Genomic DNA, 18721 nt, shown 5'->3' with positions numbered 1-18721 from the left:
GGAAGATAAGACGTTGCCAGGTAATGAAGGACAGAGCATCTATTATGGTGCTCTGTTTCTTATGTACAGAGGGTGTTCAATTAGGATGTTACCCCGTACTGGCGGACGCTAAAAAAGGCGGGGAATTGAATGATAAATATCCCTGCGAAAAAAGAATTTGGAAAATCTTTGTTTCTGTTATAAACGAGAAAATATAAGGAGAAAATGTTAAAGACACGGGTTTTGTCCCGTGTCTTTTTCAATTCAAAGTTACGCAATACCTTGCTTGAGTCGTCGTTTTTTCCACTGGGGTATAAGTATCCTGTCTACTCCCCAGTAGTAGGCAGCTGCACCGGCCCAAAGTAGTACAGCTTCCCAGAATAATAGCATCGGATTGGTGCTGACTGCACCAGCTAGTAGGTAACTCATGTTTAGTAAGACTGCTGCGAGTAAAGCGATGGTCGTGAAGCATCCGAGGATTAATCCCAAACCAACCAGCAGTTCTCCCCAGGCAACCACATAACCAAACAGTTTGGCATTTGGGAGAGCAATATTTTGAATAAATGATGCATACCACCAGGATACATCAGGATGCTGGCCGCCAGTTTTAGTGAGGGCTCCTTGTAAAAAACCTGTAACGGCCGCTCCAGCGTTCGGGCCTACCCAGGCTGCAGCACTAGCCCCAAAAGTTTTGCCGATACCGGCATTTAGCCACTCCCAGCCAATATATACGCGAATAACAGTCCACACAACCTGCATAAATCGTGATTCTCTCCAGCTCATACTAACCCTCCTTTAATTTTAGTATGGGATCACAAAATCTTTTTATTCCGTTTCACTCTTGTAGATGTTCCCAAATAATTAAGAGCACAGAAACAAATCAAATTAAATCAAATCAAATCAACATATAAATCATCAATGAAATATTAAAAAATTTAAAATTACATTATTAATAATTACCCAAAATTCACTGAAAATTTACTGGAATTTTTTATAGCAACCGGGGTTCATTCATTGTCAGAAGCTATATTGTGCAGCAGATATATGCACCGGATGTTAGAATATTCATTCTGCAGGTGATTATCGATCTTCCTGCAATGATGATTGGCATACTATTTTTGTTTACTCCAAAACGTAAAGAGAGGGAAGAAAAAGATTCTTTTGGATGGGATTTTCTCCCTTTTTCAAATTTCACAAAATTGTCAACTATATTTCACATAATTGACATAATTGATTGTTAATATATTACATATTGTTAATGAAAGGAGTAATTGAATTGGATACGAATAAAGGAAATAGAATTATTAATATATTGCTTTGTTTTGATCTTCTGATCTTGGTGATTACTGCGCTAATAAATGAAATAATTCCCAAAGAAATGTTTGAAACCGTCCATGTTATTCCCGGTTTCTTATTAGTAGTTTTAGTGCTATTTCATCTTAGACTTAATCGTAAAAGCTTAAAGAAAAGCAATGAATCAAGTGATACATATCCTTCAAAATGATCGATTTCTTAAATTGATTTAATGAAATCAGCAATTGTAAGAGATCATAACCTTAGAAAGAGAAATAACAATAAGGGAGTCGGATAATTCCGATTCCCTTATTGTTATGCGCCCGGCATGGGCGATAACTAGGCGGTGAAAGTCCGCTACAGGCTTGGCAGTAGGAACTGTTAGCAGAGGGCAAGGGTGTGTCCATCGTGACGTGGAATAAATCTGCTCAAAATCTGCCCAAAGTATAAATACAAAATAAAAAAGGCTGAAAGCCTTGATATCACTGTGGCAGGGGATGAAGGAGTCGAACCCTCACTGACGGTTTTGGAGACCGCTGTTCTACCATTAAACTAATCCCCTAAGTGTTTCTTACACTTGACGACGAAAGCTATTATATCGAAATTACTTGGTTGTGTCAACGATAACATTTCAGACTGCATTAAAATCTATGGCAGATCATACATATAATAATCATTCAAATTATGTTGAAGGATTTTTGCCGTAAAAAACGAATAAAATAGTATAAAAGAAAACATTATAGCAAATCTTGGCGAGAGGATCGTTACGATTGAAAACTGACCTTCATATCCACACCAATCAGTCTGACGGAAGTCTCAAGGTTGAAGAGATTTTGCAAATTTCTTCTTTAAAAGGGATGGATATTGTCGCCATTACCGATCATGAGACAACCTCCAGTGTCACCAAAGCGCAAAACATTGCGCTGGATTACGGAATCCGGATTATACCCGGACTTGAGCTGAATACCTATTACAAGAATCATGAGATTCACTTGCTGGGCTATTATCGAGACATCAATAATGACTATCTTCAGGCAAAGCTTGAGCAAATCCGTAAAGAGAGAACTGCTGTTACAAAATTAATGCTCGGAAAACTAAAAGATTTGGGACTGATGCTCGAATGGCAGGAGATTAAAAATACAGCAAGCTACGAAGGCGTCGTCAGCAAGTCTCATATTATTTACACGATTTGGAATAAAACTGAACGTGATCAAAATCTCACCATTAATTGGGATAATCTTGCGTCCTGCCTCAGGCCCGGCGGAACAGCTTATATACCTTATGAAGGCAACCCCTTTCCTGATGCGGTTGATCTGATTTTCGAAACAGGCGGACTTCCTGTCTTAGCTCATCCAGGACTAATCGTGGACCAGTCCCTGACTAAAGATCTCTTGAGTTACAAGCCGATTGGAATTGAAGTCTATTACGGTTACTGGGTTCAGCGCGAAGAGAAGATTGCCTATTTTGAGGAACTGTCGCGAAAATATAAGACTCTCTCAACGGGTGGCAGCGACTATCATGGCTTTTTCAGTCCGGTCGAAATTGGAGAGGTCCCGGTTCCGGAAAAATGCGTACTTGATCTTATGGAATACCTGCAAATCGACTGAGATTAATGATATTGATAAATGTTAGGAGTGGTAAACCTTGAAGCTGGTTGGAAAAATACTTATAAAAGCACTTTCGCTGCTGTATTTTTTTATGTTTTTGATTGGGATTCTGGGCTATTTCGAGGTCGAGGAGTTTTCGACCAATGTTTTTAGTTTTTTTAAAGAACTTCTTGGAAATTACGCGCTTGGCTTGCCGGTAATTTGTTTGATTTTCGCAGTTGTTTGCTGGCTAATCTCCGGAACAAAACGCGAACAGGATGATGACGATGATGACGATGATGACGAATATGATAACAGATATGAGGAATATAAACGTAAAAAGGATACTATGAAAGACCGACCAGTTAACAACGCCAGATCAACAGAACAAGTAAAAACAGCCGAATTGTCGAAAAGGATCAGTGCCGCCAGGTCCAGAGAAGCTCAGGCCAACCGGTTGGCGAATAAGGCAGTTTCTGAACATGAGACAGGCATACCGGTAAGTTTGGCGCGCGAAAATGGTTTTTCATCTTATTTTGCCGAGCGATTATTTGTGAATGACGAACCGGTCGCAACTACGGATCACCTGGAACATTTGGGAGCGAATTTCTCTACGTATTTTGGCGAAGGAGACAAAAGCTTCTATATTTCGGAAAATACGGTCAGTATGAATGGATTTAAAGACTATTTCAAAGAGGGTAAGAAAGATGTCAGAAAAAACAATACATTTCCGCTGGAAAGCGCAGATAAGGAAAAGAAACAGGATACTCTGTTTCAGAGAAACAATTATTTCCAGGAAAGGCAGCAAGTAACTCCCGTAACCCAAGTGACTGCAGCTGCTCCCGTGACTGAAGAGAAAATTCAATCAAAACCATTGATTAATATATCTGCAGATATATCTGCGGAATACGATTACGATGATATCAAAACGAAAGCCTGGATGCTGCCGCGGATCGAATTATTACGGCACAGGGAAAACAGTACCGCAGCGGCAGAACGCACAAACCCGGAGCTTCTGGAGGATGTCTTAAGCACATTCGGAGTGACTGCAAAAGTTACTAATATTACCGTCGGCCCGGTCATCACACGTTATGAACTTTCACCTGCTCCGGGAACAAAAATCAGCAAAATTGTCAATTTGGCAGATGATATTGCCCTGGCCATGGCTTCGAGAGATATCCGGATTGAAGCACCAATCCCGGGCAAAGCGGCTATAGGGATTGAGGTGCCGTGTCAAAAGTCCAGGACCGTCTATTTCAGAGAAGTGATCGGATCTGAATCATTTACGGGCTCCGGTGGTAAGCTGAAAATTGCGCTCGGTAAGGATATTGCGGATCAGCCTGTTATCGGTGAGCTCGGAAAAATGCCGCATTTGCTTGTTGCCGGCGCTACCGGCTCCGGGAAAAGTATTTTTATTAATTGTCTTTTGAATTCTCTGCTGTTTTCCTATACACCGGATCAGGTCAAACTGCTTTTGATCGACCCGAAAATGGTTGAACTTAACCAGTATAACGGCATCCCCCATCTGCTCTCACCGGTCGTTACGGATCCGAAGAAAGCATCCAAATACCTTAAATTCATTGTCAGGGAAATGGAAGACCGATATGAACTGTTTGCCTCCAGCGGTGTTCGTGACATTGACCACTTTAATAAGAATATGGATAAGCCGTTGCCTTACATTGTCGTCGTGATTGACGAGCTGGCCGATCTTATGATGGTAGCTGCCAATGAAATCGAAGAGGCTATTTGTCGACTTGCTCAAATGGCGAGAGCGGCAGGGATTCATCTGGTCATCGCCACGCAGCGTCCGTCGGTGAATGTTATTACTGGACTTATTAAAGCGAATATTCCAAGCCGGATTTCTTTTGCCGTTTCCTCGCAGATTGATTCCAGAACAATCCTTGATGGGGGCGGTGCCGAGAAATTATTGGGCAAAGGGGACATGTTGTATTCCCCGATTGGCCTGAATAAACCCCAAAGAGTTCACGGCTGCTTTATTGACGAGCAAGAAACAAAAAATGTCATTGAACATTGGAAAAAACAGGGTCGATCAGCTTATGAGCTCGATGAAAATCTGCTCGTGGAAACCACAGCCTCAGAAAAACCTGATGAAGATCTTGACGAGCGTTTTGCTGAAGCCGGCGAGCTGGTGATTGCATCCGGGATCGCTTCGGTATCTTATCTGCAAAGGCGGCTGAGAGTTGGGTATTCCCGGGCAGCTCGCTTGATGGATATGCTGGAGGACGCCGGCGTTGTTGCCCGCAGTGAGGGCAATAAACCGAGGGAGATCCTTATGTCCCTCGAAGATTTTCAAGGTTATTTTTCTTAAGATGACTATTTTCTTCTAATACAATATACTCAGTAAATTCAAAAAAAGGACTGTATCAAAGCTTAGCTCAGCAAGGCGCTTCAAATTGAAGCGTCTTTCCTTTTTGCTCGGGCAGTGTAGCCTTGTACAGCGCGGAACACGGCCTTTTGACGCCTACGGATGGCCTAATGCTACGGTACCATGGATGGTGAGGAGCGGCAATTTGCCCCGGCAGGCTGCAAATTACGAATTATGCCAGCAGAAATGGACATAATGAGTAAAGAAAAAAATATGTTGGGGTTGAAATATGAAGATCTCGGAACTTGCTCAATTCCATAACTGGCTGGGGCTTACCCCTAAAGGTCGGAGCCTACTGCCGGTTATTAAAAGACAAAGTGCCTATATCCGTGAAGCTTATTCTCTAATTAACGAATATTACTATGAGACGGAAGACGTCATTCCCGCATCAGAATGGTATCTTGACAACTACTACATTATCAGCGAATTAATTACAGGACTGACTAAGGATATCTCAAAAGAATATGAAAGCAAGCTGCAGTATTTAAAAGGGGGGGATAACGCCGGATATCCTAGAATTTATCTGATTATAGCTGAATTTCTAAAACAGTCCGAACATGAATTGAATTTTGATCGGTTAAAAGCATTTATTGCCGGGTACCAAGAAGAGGCGCCGCTTTCATCTGCTGAGATATGGGCTGTTCCAATGATGCTTAAAGTACTGCTTCTGGAAAAAGTCTACTATCAGGTTGAGCGCATTCTTTATATCCAGACCGAAAGAAGAAAAGCTGATGATTGGCTGAAAAAAGTATTTGACGGATGCACGGACACTGAAACGCCTCTGGCTGAAATGGCTCCTGTATCAGGGCATGATTTGGAAGACGTGTTAACAGCAATTTTTATGGAAAGAATCGCTAGAAAGCTCAAGGAACATGGCCCAGAAGCTAAAATACTGTACAACTGGCTTGATAATGCGGCCAGCAGACAAAATACAACGGTGGAGAAGGCCGTAAATTCAGAACATCATTTTCTGACAGCCCAGGGAGCAGCCATGGGCAAACTTGTTACGGATATAAAACAGATTAACGCTGAGAACTGGTCTGCTTTTTTCGAAGATGTCAGTCTGGTACAGCAAACCCTTCAAAAAGATCCTGCCGGAATATTTGATAAGATGGATTTTGATTCCCGGGACAAATACAGGCACGAAATCGAGGGTCTGGCAGGAAAATATAAAGTTACAGAAATTATTGTGGCCAGAACATTGGAAAATTTAGCTGCCCAAAACCAGTCTGCACCTTTTAACCATGTTGGCTATTACTTGTTTGGTTCCGGCAAGGTACGCCTGGAAAAGGAGTTGGCCGACGGTTGGGGAAGGGTAAAAAAATCTTTTCATGGCATATACTGCTATCTGAAATTAAAACCGGCCTTGTCCTACCTCGGGTTAATATTTCTGGCGACACTGATACCTTTTCTTATTTTTATGGATCTGACAAAAAATAATTCTGGCAATGTATTGTCAGGAAGTATGCTTCTGAGCCTGATCGGAGCGCTGATCTTGATCAATGGCATGGCTGTCTGTTTCATTAATCGTCTGTTCTGCAGAATGTTGTCTCCGAACTTCTTGCCAAAATTGTACTTGGATAACGGGATACCGGAACAATACAAAACAATTGTTGTGATCCCAGCAATTTTCAATCATCCGTCTAAAGTCCGGCAGCAAATGAAGCAACTGGAAACCCACTATTTAAGTAACCGGGATCAAAACCTGTGTTTTGCCGTTCTCGGTGATTTTGCAGATGCCCCTGCGGCCAAACAACCTGGCGATGATGAAATCATTCAGGCAGGTGTCAAAGCGGCGGCAAAACTGAATGACAAATATGGAGAAGAGCGTTTTTTCTATTTTCACAGAGAAAGAAAATGGAACGAAAAAGATAAAATCTGGATGGGATGGGAAAGAAAAAGGGGAAAGCTAATTGAATTTAACAGGCTGCTTCTGCACGAGGGGGAGACGAGTTACTTTGTCCAGACAGGAAATCCGGAAGCCATGCGAGGACTCCGCTATGTCATCACGCTGGATGCCGATACCATATTGCCCAGAGATTCTGCACGCAAGCTGATTGGTACAATTGCGCATCCAATGAATGAAGCAAGACTGGCTGACAACGGTAAAAATATTGCCTATGGCTATGGCATTATTCAGCCACGGATTGGTCTTACGGCAGCTAGTGCGTTTGCTTCGCCTTTTGCCAGGGTATCCACCGGAACAGCAGGCATTGATCCCTATACGTGCGCGATTTCAGATATCTATCAGGATCTCTTTGGAGAAGGGATATTCACAGGAAAAGGTATCTATGATCTGAAAGTATTTCATGCTGTGACAAAAAATGCCTTTCCGGATAATAGGATCCTTAGTCATGATTTGATTGAAGGGCTCTACGCCCGTACAGCCTTAGCGACGGATATTGAATTTTTTGACGGCTATCCGACAAAATATTTGTCACATACCAAAAGGACTCACCGTTGGATAAGGGGAGACTGGCAAATTGCGCGTTATATGTTTCAGCAGGACTTTTCCGTTGTATCCCGCTGGAAGATTTTTGACAATCTCAGGCGGAGCCTGGAAACGCCTTTTCAGATAATTATTCTTTTTCTAGCCATTACCGCGCTGCATCAGTTCTTCAGCCAGCTGGCAATTTTAGTCCTACTGAGTTTGAGTTTACCACTGCTTCTGAACATTGGCGGGCGCCTTATCGACCGCAGTATAACCTTCAGGATCTTTAAGTTTGAGCTGAAACTAGGAATCAGCCAGATCCTGTTCAGCATCGCGGTGCTGCCGTATCAAGCGTATAATCAACTCGACGCCGTATTTAGGAGTCTTGGGAGACAAATCATCACCAAACGCAATTTACTGGAATGGGAGACGGCGGCAGATTCTGAAATGCATCTTCAGTTAGACCCTTTGAATTTTTATCATAGAATGGCGCGCGGCATTGTGATGAGCCTTTTCTTTCTATCTGGTTATTTTTATGTAGGCCTGCTTACCGGGATAATCCTGACAATCCTGCTGATCAGCTGGCTGGCGTCGCCATGGCTTGCCTATCGAATGAGTCTGCCTTATGCCGGTTCTATCACAGAGATATCTTCCGAAGACCGCAGGGAGCTTCGTATGTTCTCCAGGCAGGTCTGGGCCTATTTTGATCTTTTTGTCAATGCCGAAAACAATTATCTGCCTCCGGATAATATCCAGCTAAAACCGTACAAAGGAGAGGCCTGCAGGACATCACCTACCAACATCGGGCTGGCGCTACTGGCCAACCTTACAGCCGGAGATCTCGGCTATGTGACCACGGAGAGAATGCTGAGCCGGGTCAGGAATACGCTCCGGACCATTCAAAGAATGCCAAAATGGAACGGGCATATCTATAACTGGTACAATACGCAGACGCTGGAACCACTTCACCCAATCTATATTTCAACGGTTGACAGCGGCAACTTGGCAGGCTATATGATTGCACTAAAAAACGGCCTGGCCGAGATTCCAGGGAAACCACTGATCGGCCAAAACATGCTGCAGGGATTCATGGACACCTTTCTGCTGAGTGAGGAAAATGCCAGCATGGTTAATCCTGATGTCTGGGGATCTTTCGGAACAGAGCTGAAAGCCATTATAGCAAGTGAGCGAGCTGAAAAAGCTGGAGCGTTCGCAGGAATAACAGACCTTCAAACTTGTTATGCATTTGTAGACAAATGGGGAAAGCCGACGCGTAATCATTTCAGAAACCCGGCAGATCAAAATGAGAATACGACAAAAGATTTTTGGCCGGAGGCTCTGCTCCGGATGCTTCAGGATGGAAAAAATGCGCTGGAATATTTTTTTCCGTTCCTGACCCTACCTGACCTGCCTGATCCTTTACGGAAGCTCGGACAATACCCAGCCAAATCTCTTATCCGGGAATACCTGGACTTGCTGAATAATCCGGAAACCAACGGTAAGGAATTACAGCCCTATCTCTATCTCGGGCTTAAACGAGCTGTTTTGGCTTTACTTCGGGCTGGGAAGCTACAGAAAGATCTTCATCATCTTGTGTATGGAATGAATTTTAAGCCCTTGTTTGACGATCAGATCAAGCTGTTTACAATCGGCTACAATTTAACAGAGCAAAAACTGGATAAATCCTATTATGACCTGCTGGCCTCGGAAGCCCGGCAGACTAGCCTGTTGGCAATTGCCAAAGGGGATGTGCCTCAAAGCCACTGGTTTAAGATGGCCCGGCCGCTGACCAGAATACACGGCAGACGCTGTTTGGTATCGTGGAGTGGAACCATGTTCGAGTTTTTAATGCCTTCTATTCTGTTAAAAAACTATCGTGGAACGCTCCTTGATGAATCCTATAACTCTGTGGTAAAGATCCAACAGGCGCATTCAAAAAAGGCCAAAATGCCGTGGGGGATATCTGAATCGGGATTTTTCTGTTTTGATATCCAGAACAATTACCAATATAAAGCTTTTGGCGTTCCGGGATTAGGCCTGAAAAGAGGATTGTCCAAGGATATGGTCATATCCCCGTATTCCACATTTATGGCTCTGCCGGTTGATTTTAAAGCAAGTATGGAAAACCTCCGTTTGATGAAAAACAAAGGTTATAACGGTGTATTCGGATTGTTTGAAGCGATTGACTATACCAAAAGCAGAGTTCCGTATAATGAGGAATCCAGCATCGTCAAGAGCTATATGTCTCACCATCAGGGGATGAGCCTGATTGCTTTAGGGAATGTCCTTGGAGCAAACAGGATGCAGGAGCGCTTCCACCAGGAACCGGTCATCAAATCAATTGAAATGCTGCTGCAGGAGCAGGTGCCGCTGAAAGAATATACATTTAATCCGATGATCGAAGAAACCGGGGAAAAGGAAGTCCGTGCTATTTCATGCAAGCTCGGAGAGAAACCTGTGGTCTACCTGAGTCCGAATACCCAGGTTCCGCGCTGCAGTTTCATTTCGAATCGGGAATATGCCATTATGCTTACGCTTTCTGGTACAGGCTACAGTCAGTATAATCATCTTTTCCTGACCCGCTGGCGTAAAGATCCCGCCATGGACAGGTATGGAACATTTCTCTATGTTCAAAATCTTAATTCAGGAAATCTTTGGTCGGCTACAGCCAAACCAGTTCAGACACAGCCTGAGGAATATAAGGTGACCTGTTTTCCGAATACCGTTAAGTATGTTCGTAAAGACGGAAATATCATCACACAGACAGATGTATTCGTCGCTCCTGAGGATCCTGTGGAGATCAGAAGAATCACGTTGACCAATCAAAGCAGTTATTCCAGGGATCTCCAGCTGACAAGTTATGTGGAAGTTGCTTTAGATGAACTCTCGGCGGATCTGGCTCATCCCACCTTCAGTAAATTGTTCATCCAGACAAAGTATGAAAATAATACCCTTGTCGCTTTTCGGCGGCCGCGACATTTGCACAACGCTGAACATTATATGATGCATACCTTGTTCAGTGAAGGAAATATGTTTGGAGAAACCGAGTATGAGACAGACAGAGTCAAATTTATTGGACGTGGACGAACGTTGGCTGATCCCAGGGTCATGGATATTAACCAGCCTTTGTCCAATTCGGTAGGAGCGGTTCTTGATCCTATCTTAAGTCTGCGGGCGAGAGTGAGAATTGATCCGGGAAAAACAGTATCTGTCTATTTCCTAACCGGATATGGCAATAAGCTGGAATCTGTCCTTCAGCTTGCACAGAAATACCGCAGCGGCTATGTGATCACGCAAGCCAGGGAATTGGCATGGTCGCAAAATCTGATGGAATTAACGAACCTTCAACTGTCTTTTGGAGAAGCCAATATGATTTCCAGTCTGGCCGGGCAGGTCATCTATGGCTGCCCAATTCGGAAAAGCCCTGCAGCATCTAATCAGCTTGGACAAACCTCTCTCTGGTCTCATGGCATATCAGGTGATTTGCCGGTTGTCATGCTGAAGATTCAGGACAACAGCCAACTCAAGCTGGTCGATCAAATATTGACCATTCATGAATATTGGAAAATCAAAGGCATCTACATCGACTTGGTTATTTTTAATGAGGACGAAACGGGATACTTTCAGGCGATCCAGGAAGTTATTATGGAGAAAATCAGCATCAGCCATGTTCGGAAACTTGTCAACAAACCCGGAGGCGTATTTCTTCTAAAAAAAGATCAGCTTTCCACGGAGGATGACGTTTTGCTTCATACCGTCGCAAGTGTCATATTTTCCGGAGAAAACGGGTCTTTAAACCACCAGATCATGAAGTGTCTGCGCGCTGGTGAAAAGATTATAGACGAGTCGGTTGCGAGTGAACAAACTTCTAGCGAAAGAATCAAGATAGAACAGATCGTAGGCAACCGTATTATCAACGGACGGTCAGAAAAAGGCAGCCTGCCTGTACAGAATGTGAATCAAACATATCGCACTGTCTTGGAGAGTAAAAAGACAGAAGGCTTTAAGTTCTTTAATGGCTATGGCGGATTTACGGACAACGGAAAAGAATATGTGATCATTAACGAGGAAAATCAGCCAACCCCGTTGCCCTGGGTTAATGTTATCGCGAATGAAAAATTTGGGACAATCATTTCTGAAGCAGGGGCGGGCTATACCTGGTCTCAAAACAGCAGGGAATACAAACTTTCCCCGTGGTCAAACGATCCACTGCTCGATGTGAGCGGGGAGGCAGTCTTTATCAAGGATGAAGATTCCCAAGACTACTGGTCACCTCTGCCGCAGCCGGCCAGGGACAGTCAGCCTTATCTTATCAGGCATGGCCAGGGGTACACTGTCTTTGAACATTTCAGCTTTGGAATTAAACAGGAAACGAGGGTGTTTATCCCGCTAGGGCAGAATCTGAAAATCACAGCGTTAAGGCTGACCAATAAAAATACGATGCCGAAGCATCTCTCTGTCTATTATTATCTGGAATGGGTACTGGGGGTAAACAGGGAACAAAGCATGCCGTATTTGCTCACTGAACTACACGATAAAACCATCTTCTGCCGGAATGTCTACCAGGAAGAGTTTGCCGGAAGAGCAGCCTTTATTACCAGTTCAGGTGCGGATTATCTAGCGTCAACGTCAGACCGTATCGAATTTTTGGGTGCAGGCGGCAGCCTGGCAAAACCGGCAGGAATATTCTCTTGTCTTTCAGGCAAGGTGGGTACGGACATTGATCCTTGTGCAGTCCTGCAGCTTCAAGTAACTCTGGATCCTGAAGAAGAAAAAACGGTCTATTTGCTGCTTGGGGATGAACAAAATAAAGAAACGGCGCTTTCTCTGATTCAAGCTTTTCGTAGTGCGGACAGAATTGAAGAGGCTTTCCAGGATGTGAGCCACTATTGGGATGATGTTTTGTCCCGTATCCAGATCTCGACTCCGGAGCCATCCTTTGATCTGCTGGTAAACCGTTGGCTGCTCTATCAGACCATTGTCTGCAGAATTTGGGCCAGGTCAGGATTCTATCAAACAGGCGGGGCTTACGGCTACAGAGACCAGCTTCAGGATGTCATGCCCCTGGCCGTCATCAAACCGGAAATAACCCGCAAACAGATTATCCTACACAGTTCCAGACAGTTTCCAGAGGGGGATGTACAGCACTGGTGGCATCCGGAGACCGGCAAAGGGACCAGAACAAAATTCTCGGATGACCTATTGTGGCTGCCTTACGTAACAGCAGACTATCTGGAGCATACCGAAGATTTCAGTATTTTAGAAGAGAAAACAAGCTTTCTAAAGCTTGAAGCCCTTGGAGAAAATGAAGATGAACGTTATGCCGTTCCGGAGACTTCGGAGCAGAGTGGTTCAGTATATGAACACTGTGTACGGGCGATAGACCGCAGTCTGCGGTTTGGCGGGCACGGTTTGCCTCTGATCGGGACCGGGGACTGGAATGACGGCTTTAGCGCGATTGGTAGGGAAGGAAACGGAGAAAGTGTCTGGCTTGGCTGGTTTATCCTAGCAGTTCTTAAAAGGTTTATCCCAGTTTGTGCCAGAAAAGATGACAACAAAAGAGTTGAAAAATATACCGAGATCCTCAATGAGCTGCAGGAAAATATGGAGAAATATGGCTGGGACGGCTCCTGGTACAGGCGCGCTTATTATGATGATGGGTCTCCGGTAGGTTCAATCACAAGCTCCGAGTGTCAAATTGATGCGATTGCCCAGTCCTGGTCTATACTGTCCGGCAGTGCTTTAAAAAGCAGAGCAGCGGATGCCATGCTGGCGGTAGAAAGATATCTTTGGGATAAGGAGGCAGCCTTGTTAAAACTGCTGACGCCGCCGTTTGATAAAACAGAAAAAAACCCCGGGTATATCAAAGCCTATATTCCCGGAGTCAGAGAGAATGGCGGACAATATACACATGCGGCTGCCTGGGCGGTTTTGGCATTTAGTAAACTTGGCAGCAGGGATAAGGCGATGGAGCTATTTCAGATGCTGAATCCGGTCAACCATGCCCGTACCGGTATTGAAGTCAGTCAATATAAGGCAGAGCCCTATGTAATCGCTGCCGATGTCTATGCGGTTCAGCCAAATGTCGGAAGAGGCGGATGGACATGGTATACCGGCGCCGCCGGATGGATGTATCAGGCGGCCCTTGAGGGCATTCTCGGGTTGCAGATTACAGGGGACAAACTATCGTTAACCCCGTGTGTTCCGTCCAACTGGGAAACCTATTCCCTGACCTACCGGCATAAAAATTCAACGTATCAAATTATGGTAAACTGCCGGCAGTCAGCAGGTGCTGAAACTGGTGAAAGTAGGACGTCTACTAAGATTAAAGTCGATGATAAAGTTCAGGACTATTTTCCAATTGCTTTAAGCGACGACGGAAAAAACCATGTCGTTGAGATTTCCCTGTAAATCATAAAGACTTTCTTGTGAATGGTCGAGATTTTCTTAGGAAAAGAAAAGTGAAAGCAGGATTTTAGCGTTTTGTATGGAAATTGATTGGTAAAACCAAATAAATATGTAGATGAACAAAAGATAGTTAAAAGAGAATCAGGAAAGAGAGGAGTTTACATGGGAAAAGCTCACGAAATCGAATATAAGGTCTACGGGGATGATATGCAGTTCGTTGAGGTTGAATTGGACCCGGCTGAAAGTGTGATTGCGGAAGCAGGAGCTTTAATGTTTATGGAACCGGGCATTCAGATGGAAACCATTTTCGGGGACGGATCCGGACAGGGAGAAAACAGGGGACTTACCGGGAAACTATTTGGAGCAGGAAAAAGGTTGCTGACAGGAGAAAGCCTTTTTATGACCCTATTTACCAACAGCGGGGCAGGCAAAGCGCATGCTTCTTTTGCGGCCCCTTATCCCGGGAAAATCATCCCCGTTGATTTGACTGCGTATAATGGTAAGGTAATCTGTCAAAAAGATGCCTTTTTATGTGCCGCAAAGGGTGTTGCTATTGGAATTGAATTTAACAAGAGACTCGGAACCGGATTCTTTGGCGGTGAAGGATTTATTATGCAGAAGCTCGAGGGAGACGGCCTGGCTTTCCTGCATGCCGGCGGGACGATTATCGAGAAGGAACTTCGGCCGGGAGAAACCCTCAGGGTCGATACCGGCTGTCTTGTCGGGATGACCGGTAGTGTTTGCTATGATATTCAATTTGTCGGAGGCATCAAAACTGCTTTCTTTGGCGGAGAAGGACTGTTTTTTGCGACTGTTTCCGGCCCCGGCAAAGTTTGGCTGCAGTCTCTGCCGTTCAGCCGTCTCGCCGACAGAATCATAGCTTCCGCGCCGAGGCTTGGTGGGGCCCAGAAGGGCGAGGGGAGTATCCTTGGAGGGCTTGGGAACCTACTGGATGGAGATAGATAAAATGATTTGATGGGATCATTGGAATTTCCAATAGAAAAACAGCTCGTATTCCTTTGAAAGAATGCGGGCTGTTTCATCATTACCTAATGAATTACCTAATGATATTTAAATCCCTAAATATCTAAATATACTGAGTTAATTATTCCATATAATTATTTGTTCAGATTATTGATATCGATAAACGGAACAGCGCCGCTGCCTGTCACGGTCGGGAGTTTGCCGTCCCATTTCTTGATCGCTTCAAGTTGAGCCTCAATTTTACGCAGTTCTACCAGTTCAGGGGTAATAACATCCTTCTGGAGCTTAAGGGCCTCTGCTTCAGCCTTGGCCTGTTCAATCTGCTGCTGGGCTTCGACTTGGATTCTCTGCAGATCAAGATTTGCTTTTAAGGCCTGCTGTTCGGCAATTTGCTTTTCCTCAATGGCCTGATTGAATTGATCACTGAAATTAAATTCAGTGATATTGATATCGTCCAGTCCCATATAATAAACTGCAAGCTTCTTACCAAGCATCTCTTTGACTTTGGCGCTGACTTCCGAACGTTTAGAGATCAGTTCTTCCGCTGTATACTGAGCGGTTACAGCCTTGAGCGATTCACTAACAGCCGGGTCGACAACCTTTTCTTTATATTCCAGGCCAACATCCTGGAAGAGCTTGTTGACATTCTCCGGATTAAGCCGGTAATTTACAGCGATCGTTGTATTCACGACCTGAAGGTCCTTGGAAGAGGTAGTTTGGTCAGACTGGTCTTTCTGTAGCCGGACTTCAACTGGAATAACATCCTGGATGAATGGTACAATGATGTGGAATCCTTCGTCTAAAACGTATGAATTAACTTTACCGAGCTGGACGATAACGCCTCGGTGGCCAGGTTCAACGATTACGTAGCCTTTGAAACCGATCATGGCGGCAATGAGCGCAATAATAAGCACAATTGGAATAATTTTTATCCAGAATCTTCTTCTGGGTCTGACCGGAGTGATGTTTTCTTCCATAGAATTCTCCTCTTTCTGGTTTCGCCTGGAAACTAATTCTATCTTATCATAAGAAGGGATTTAAAGCCAGAATGCAGAATTATTATTTCTTCAAATGATTTAAAATGATTTAAAACAACAGATCATTGTATTATCCGAATTATGAATACATAATACATTTTTATTGGGCATTTACTATTATGCTTTTTTTGTATTAAATAATTGATAGTTCCATTTCATTAGAAGGGCTGTGAGATTTTGCCTGAGAAGAAAAAACTGCCGCCTGTTTTGGCGTTAATCAGAGATAATATTGTTGAATATCAGAACCCATTGGCCTTGAAACCAAAGGAGATAGCTTCCTGGGTAAAAGATTTAAAGCTGCCTAAAAAAGGTGAGATCCTGTTTTATACAGGCAGTGAATATCAGCTTTTACCGTATATTGATTCACTTGTAAAGACGCTGATCTATGTCGATTCGTCCAGCAACCTCTTCTCCTGGTTGATGGGAGCAAGAAAGATTGTGAATAAAACCGGTATTAATGCGGAGAAGATCTATGCTTCTGTTTTAGCTAAAGACAAAGAAAGATTCTGTTCTATCAATTATAAAGCCGCAATCATTTTGCAAAAGCTTGGTTATGATCTTTGCTATGACCCTCAGGCAGATATGTATACCGGTGCTTTGCTGGATGAACTTGGTTTTTGGCAAGAATTAAAGTCCTATGCTGCAGTCTTGGCTGAACGCATTAGAAAGACCGAAGCAAAAGTCGTCGTCTGTACTTCGCCGCATGCGGCGGAAATGTTCAAGCTCGTTTATCCAAAACTGGTTGATTTTCCGGATATTCAGGTAAAGACTTTTATCGAATTGGTCTGGGAAAAAAGGCATTTGCTTCCTGCTGTTGATGAAAAGGATCCGGTGGTTATCCATGATTCCTGCCGGATGGCCAGGGAACTTGGCATATCCCAGGAGATCAGAGATGTTCTGGATGCAGTCGGTGTAAAATATATTGAACCGCTGCGGTGCAGGGAGTGGACGACCTGCTGCGGAGGTCCGAGTAAAATGCTGTTTCCCGAGATATCCAAGACAATTTCTAAACGCAGAGTGGTTGAACTAGCGGATACCGGAGCGAAGCGGGCTTTGATTTCCTGCCCGTACTGCTTATCTTCACTGGAAAGCGGTGTCGATAAGAATCATCCGATGATCATGGATGATATGGTTGAATTCTTATTTAGGGGGTTTAAAGGGTAATGTCTGACTTAAATAAAGAAATAGGCGCCTACACCAAGAATTTGAATAAAGCAAGTAAAGACCATAATATTAACCGGGCGATCACCAGAGCTGTAAAATCCTACAGGGAGACGGTATCTTCAACCATGGATCGCTATCCGCACACGGAAAAGCTTGCCGAGGAAGTCCGGGAAATTAAAACATATTCGATGCAGCATAATAAAGCGCTTATGGAACAGGCCATGGATGCCATTGAAAAAAATCATGGCAAGGCTTTCTTTGCTAAAGACAAGGATGAAGTTTTCCGTATTCTCGATGAGATTGTCGGTACCGGCAAAGTCATTGTGAAAGGCAAGAGCATGCTGGGTGAAGAACTCAAACTCAGGCACGGGCTGGAGAAAGCCGGGAACGAAGTTTGGGAAACCGATCTTGGGGAATTCATTCTTCAGCTGAAGGATGACCGCCCCATGCATATTCTGTCTCCGGCAATCCACGTACCCAGGGAACAGGTTGCCGAGATCTTTTCCGATTTCTTTAAGAAGGAAGTGCCTCCCGATATTGCCCAGGAAGTTGGGGTCGTACGGGAATTTTTAAGAGAGAAATATTTCACTGCCGATATTGGAATCAGCGGCGCCAATGTGGTTGCTGCCGATACCGGTCAAGTTGTTATTATTGAAAATGAAGGCAATGTCCGGCTTTGTACAGGTGCGCCGCCGGTACATATTGTCATTGTGGGGATCGAAAAACTCGTACCGTCTTTCCTAGAGGCTATGATGACGGCCGAGGTAACCTGGAGATACGCCCAGTACGGAGCACCGAGCTATGTCAATATTATCAGTGGTCCGAGCAAAACCGGGGATATCGAGAAGGTTACGACTTACGGCGCTCATGGACCGAAAGAATTTTATGTGATTTTTGTTGATAACGGCCGGAGCAAAATGATGGCGGAGGAACATTTCAGCCAGGCTTCGCACTGCCTGCGCTGCGGCGGCTGCATGTATGAGTGCCCTGTTTTCCAGGTCACAGCAGGGCATTATGGCAAGACCTACTTAAGCGGCATAGGATCCGTCTGGACGGCCTTCGTTGAAGGCGGAGCAGATGCTGCTGCTCCGATGCTGTACACCTGTCTGCGCTGCGGACGTTGTGTGGAGCGCTGCCCGATGCAGATTGACGTACCGAGCATGGTCGGGGAACTGCGAAGCAGGGTCGTATCATCGGAAGAATAACGGACGGATTGTTTTAAAAAGTAAATCCGATTACGAGAGTATTGTAAAAATTAGAATATGGAATAGTTTAAGAGTAAGGCTTAGATAAACCTTACTCTTTTATAGTGGTAAGCAGTAAAAATTTCCTTGAGTTATATAAAGTAGTTTGCTTATTCGGATAGCGCAGGATTGGCAGAAGTAGACCAAATTCTTTCCTCGATTAATTTTGGACAATAGAGATTCATACAGAGCTACGGAAGACGTATTTT

At 44.2% G+C, this 18721-nt stretch carries 10 protein-coding genes and 1 tRNA gene; 8 read left to right on the top strand and 3 right to left on the bottom strand.

The features are described 5' to 3' along the window. On the top strand, positions 1-197 hold a 197-nt coding region (locus C1I38_RS14130), incomplete at its 5' end, for a hypothetical protein (RefSeq protein ID WP_207668621.1). Between the two features lie 52 nt (positions 198-249). Here C1I38_RS14130 and C1I38_RS10850 read toward each other — a convergent pair. Beyond that, on the bottom strand, positions 250-762 hold the full coding sequence (locus C1I38_RS10850; protein ID WP_026156572.1) for a DoxX family membrane protein: 513 nt from the start codon (positions 760-762) through the stop codon (positions 250-252). Between the two features lie 493 nt (positions 763-1255). Between C1I38_RS10850 and C1I38_RS10845 the strand changes: the two genes are divergently transcribed. Then, positions 1256-1483, top strand: a complete 228-nt coding sequence (locus tag C1I38_RS10845; protein WP_083916809.1) for a DUF4405 domain-containing protein — start codon at positions 1256-1258, stop codon at positions 1481-1483. A 277-nt stretch (positions 1484-1760) separates the two neighbouring features. Here the strand turns inward: C1I38_RS10845 and C1I38_RS10840 are convergent. Beyond that, positions 1761-1834: transfer RNA gene (locus tag C1I38_RS10840), tRNA-Trp, on the bottom strand. A 208-nt stretch (positions 1835-2042) separates the two neighbouring features. Here C1I38_RS10840 and C1I38_RS10835 point away from each other — a divergent pair. The 4 genes from C1I38_RS10835 (at position 2043) to C1I38_RS10820 (ending at position 15049) form a co-directional block, all read left to right on the top strand. After that, positions 2043-2879, top strand: coding sequence for a PHP domain-containing protein (locus C1I38_RS10835; protein WP_020492759.1), 837 nt, complete (start codon positions 2043-2045; stop codon positions 2877-2879). 37 nt (positions 2880-2916) lie between these two features. Then, the gene (locus C1I38_RS10830) at positions 2917-5187 is read left to right on the top strand and encodes a DNA translocase FtsK (RefSeq protein WP_020492758.1); all 2271 of its coding nucleotides are present in this window, start codon (positions 2917-2919) and stop codon (positions 5185-5187) included. 286 nt (positions 5188-5473) lie between these two features. Continuing rightward, entirely contained in the window at positions 5474-14086 is an 8613-nt protein-coding gene (locus C1I38_RS10825; protein ID WP_020492757.1) for a glucoamylase family protein, read from the top strand. A gap of 159 nt (positions 14087-14245) precedes the next feature. Next, complete coding sequence (locus C1I38_RS10820; RefSeq protein ID WP_020492756.1) at positions 14246-15049, top strand: TIGR00266 family protein; 804 nt, start codon at positions 14246-14248, stop codon at positions 15047-15049. A 152-nt stretch (positions 15050-15201) separates the two neighbouring features. Here C1I38_RS10820 and C1I38_RS10815 read toward each other — a convergent pair whose 3' ends face one another. Then, positions 15202-16044: a prohibitin family protein gene (locus C1I38_RS10815; protein ID WP_020492755.1), complete on the bottom strand. Its 843-nt coding sequence runs from the start codon at positions 16042-16044 to the stop codon at positions 15202-15204. A gap of 237 nt (positions 16045-16281) precedes the next feature. Between C1I38_RS10815 and C1I38_RS10810 the strand changes: the two genes are divergently transcribed. Both C1I38_RS10810 and C1I38_RS10805 read left to right on the top strand, forming a co-directional pair. Then, complete coding sequence (locus tag C1I38_RS10810) at positions 16282-17268, top strand: (Fe-S)-binding protein (protein WP_020492754.1); 987 nt, start codon at positions 16282-16284, stop codon at positions 17266-17268. Beyond that, positions 17268-18473, top strand: a complete 1206-nt coding sequence (locus C1I38_RS10805) for a lactate utilization protein B (protein ID WP_020492753.1) — start codon at positions 17268-17270, stop codon at positions 18471-18473. Before C1I38_RS10810 ends, C1I38_RS10805 begins: the two co-directional genes overlap by 1 nt. The last annotated feature ends 248 nt before the right edge of the window (positions 18474-18721 follow it).

Origin of the sequence: Dehalobacter sp. 12DCB1, from assembly GCF_004343605.1 — a bacterium.
GTDB lineage: Bacteria > Bacillota > Desulfitobacteriia > Desulfitobacteriales > Syntrophobotulaceae > Dehalobacter.
Note: the sequence above shows the minus strand (reverse complement) of the source record. Positions and strands in the feature narration are given on the sequence as shown.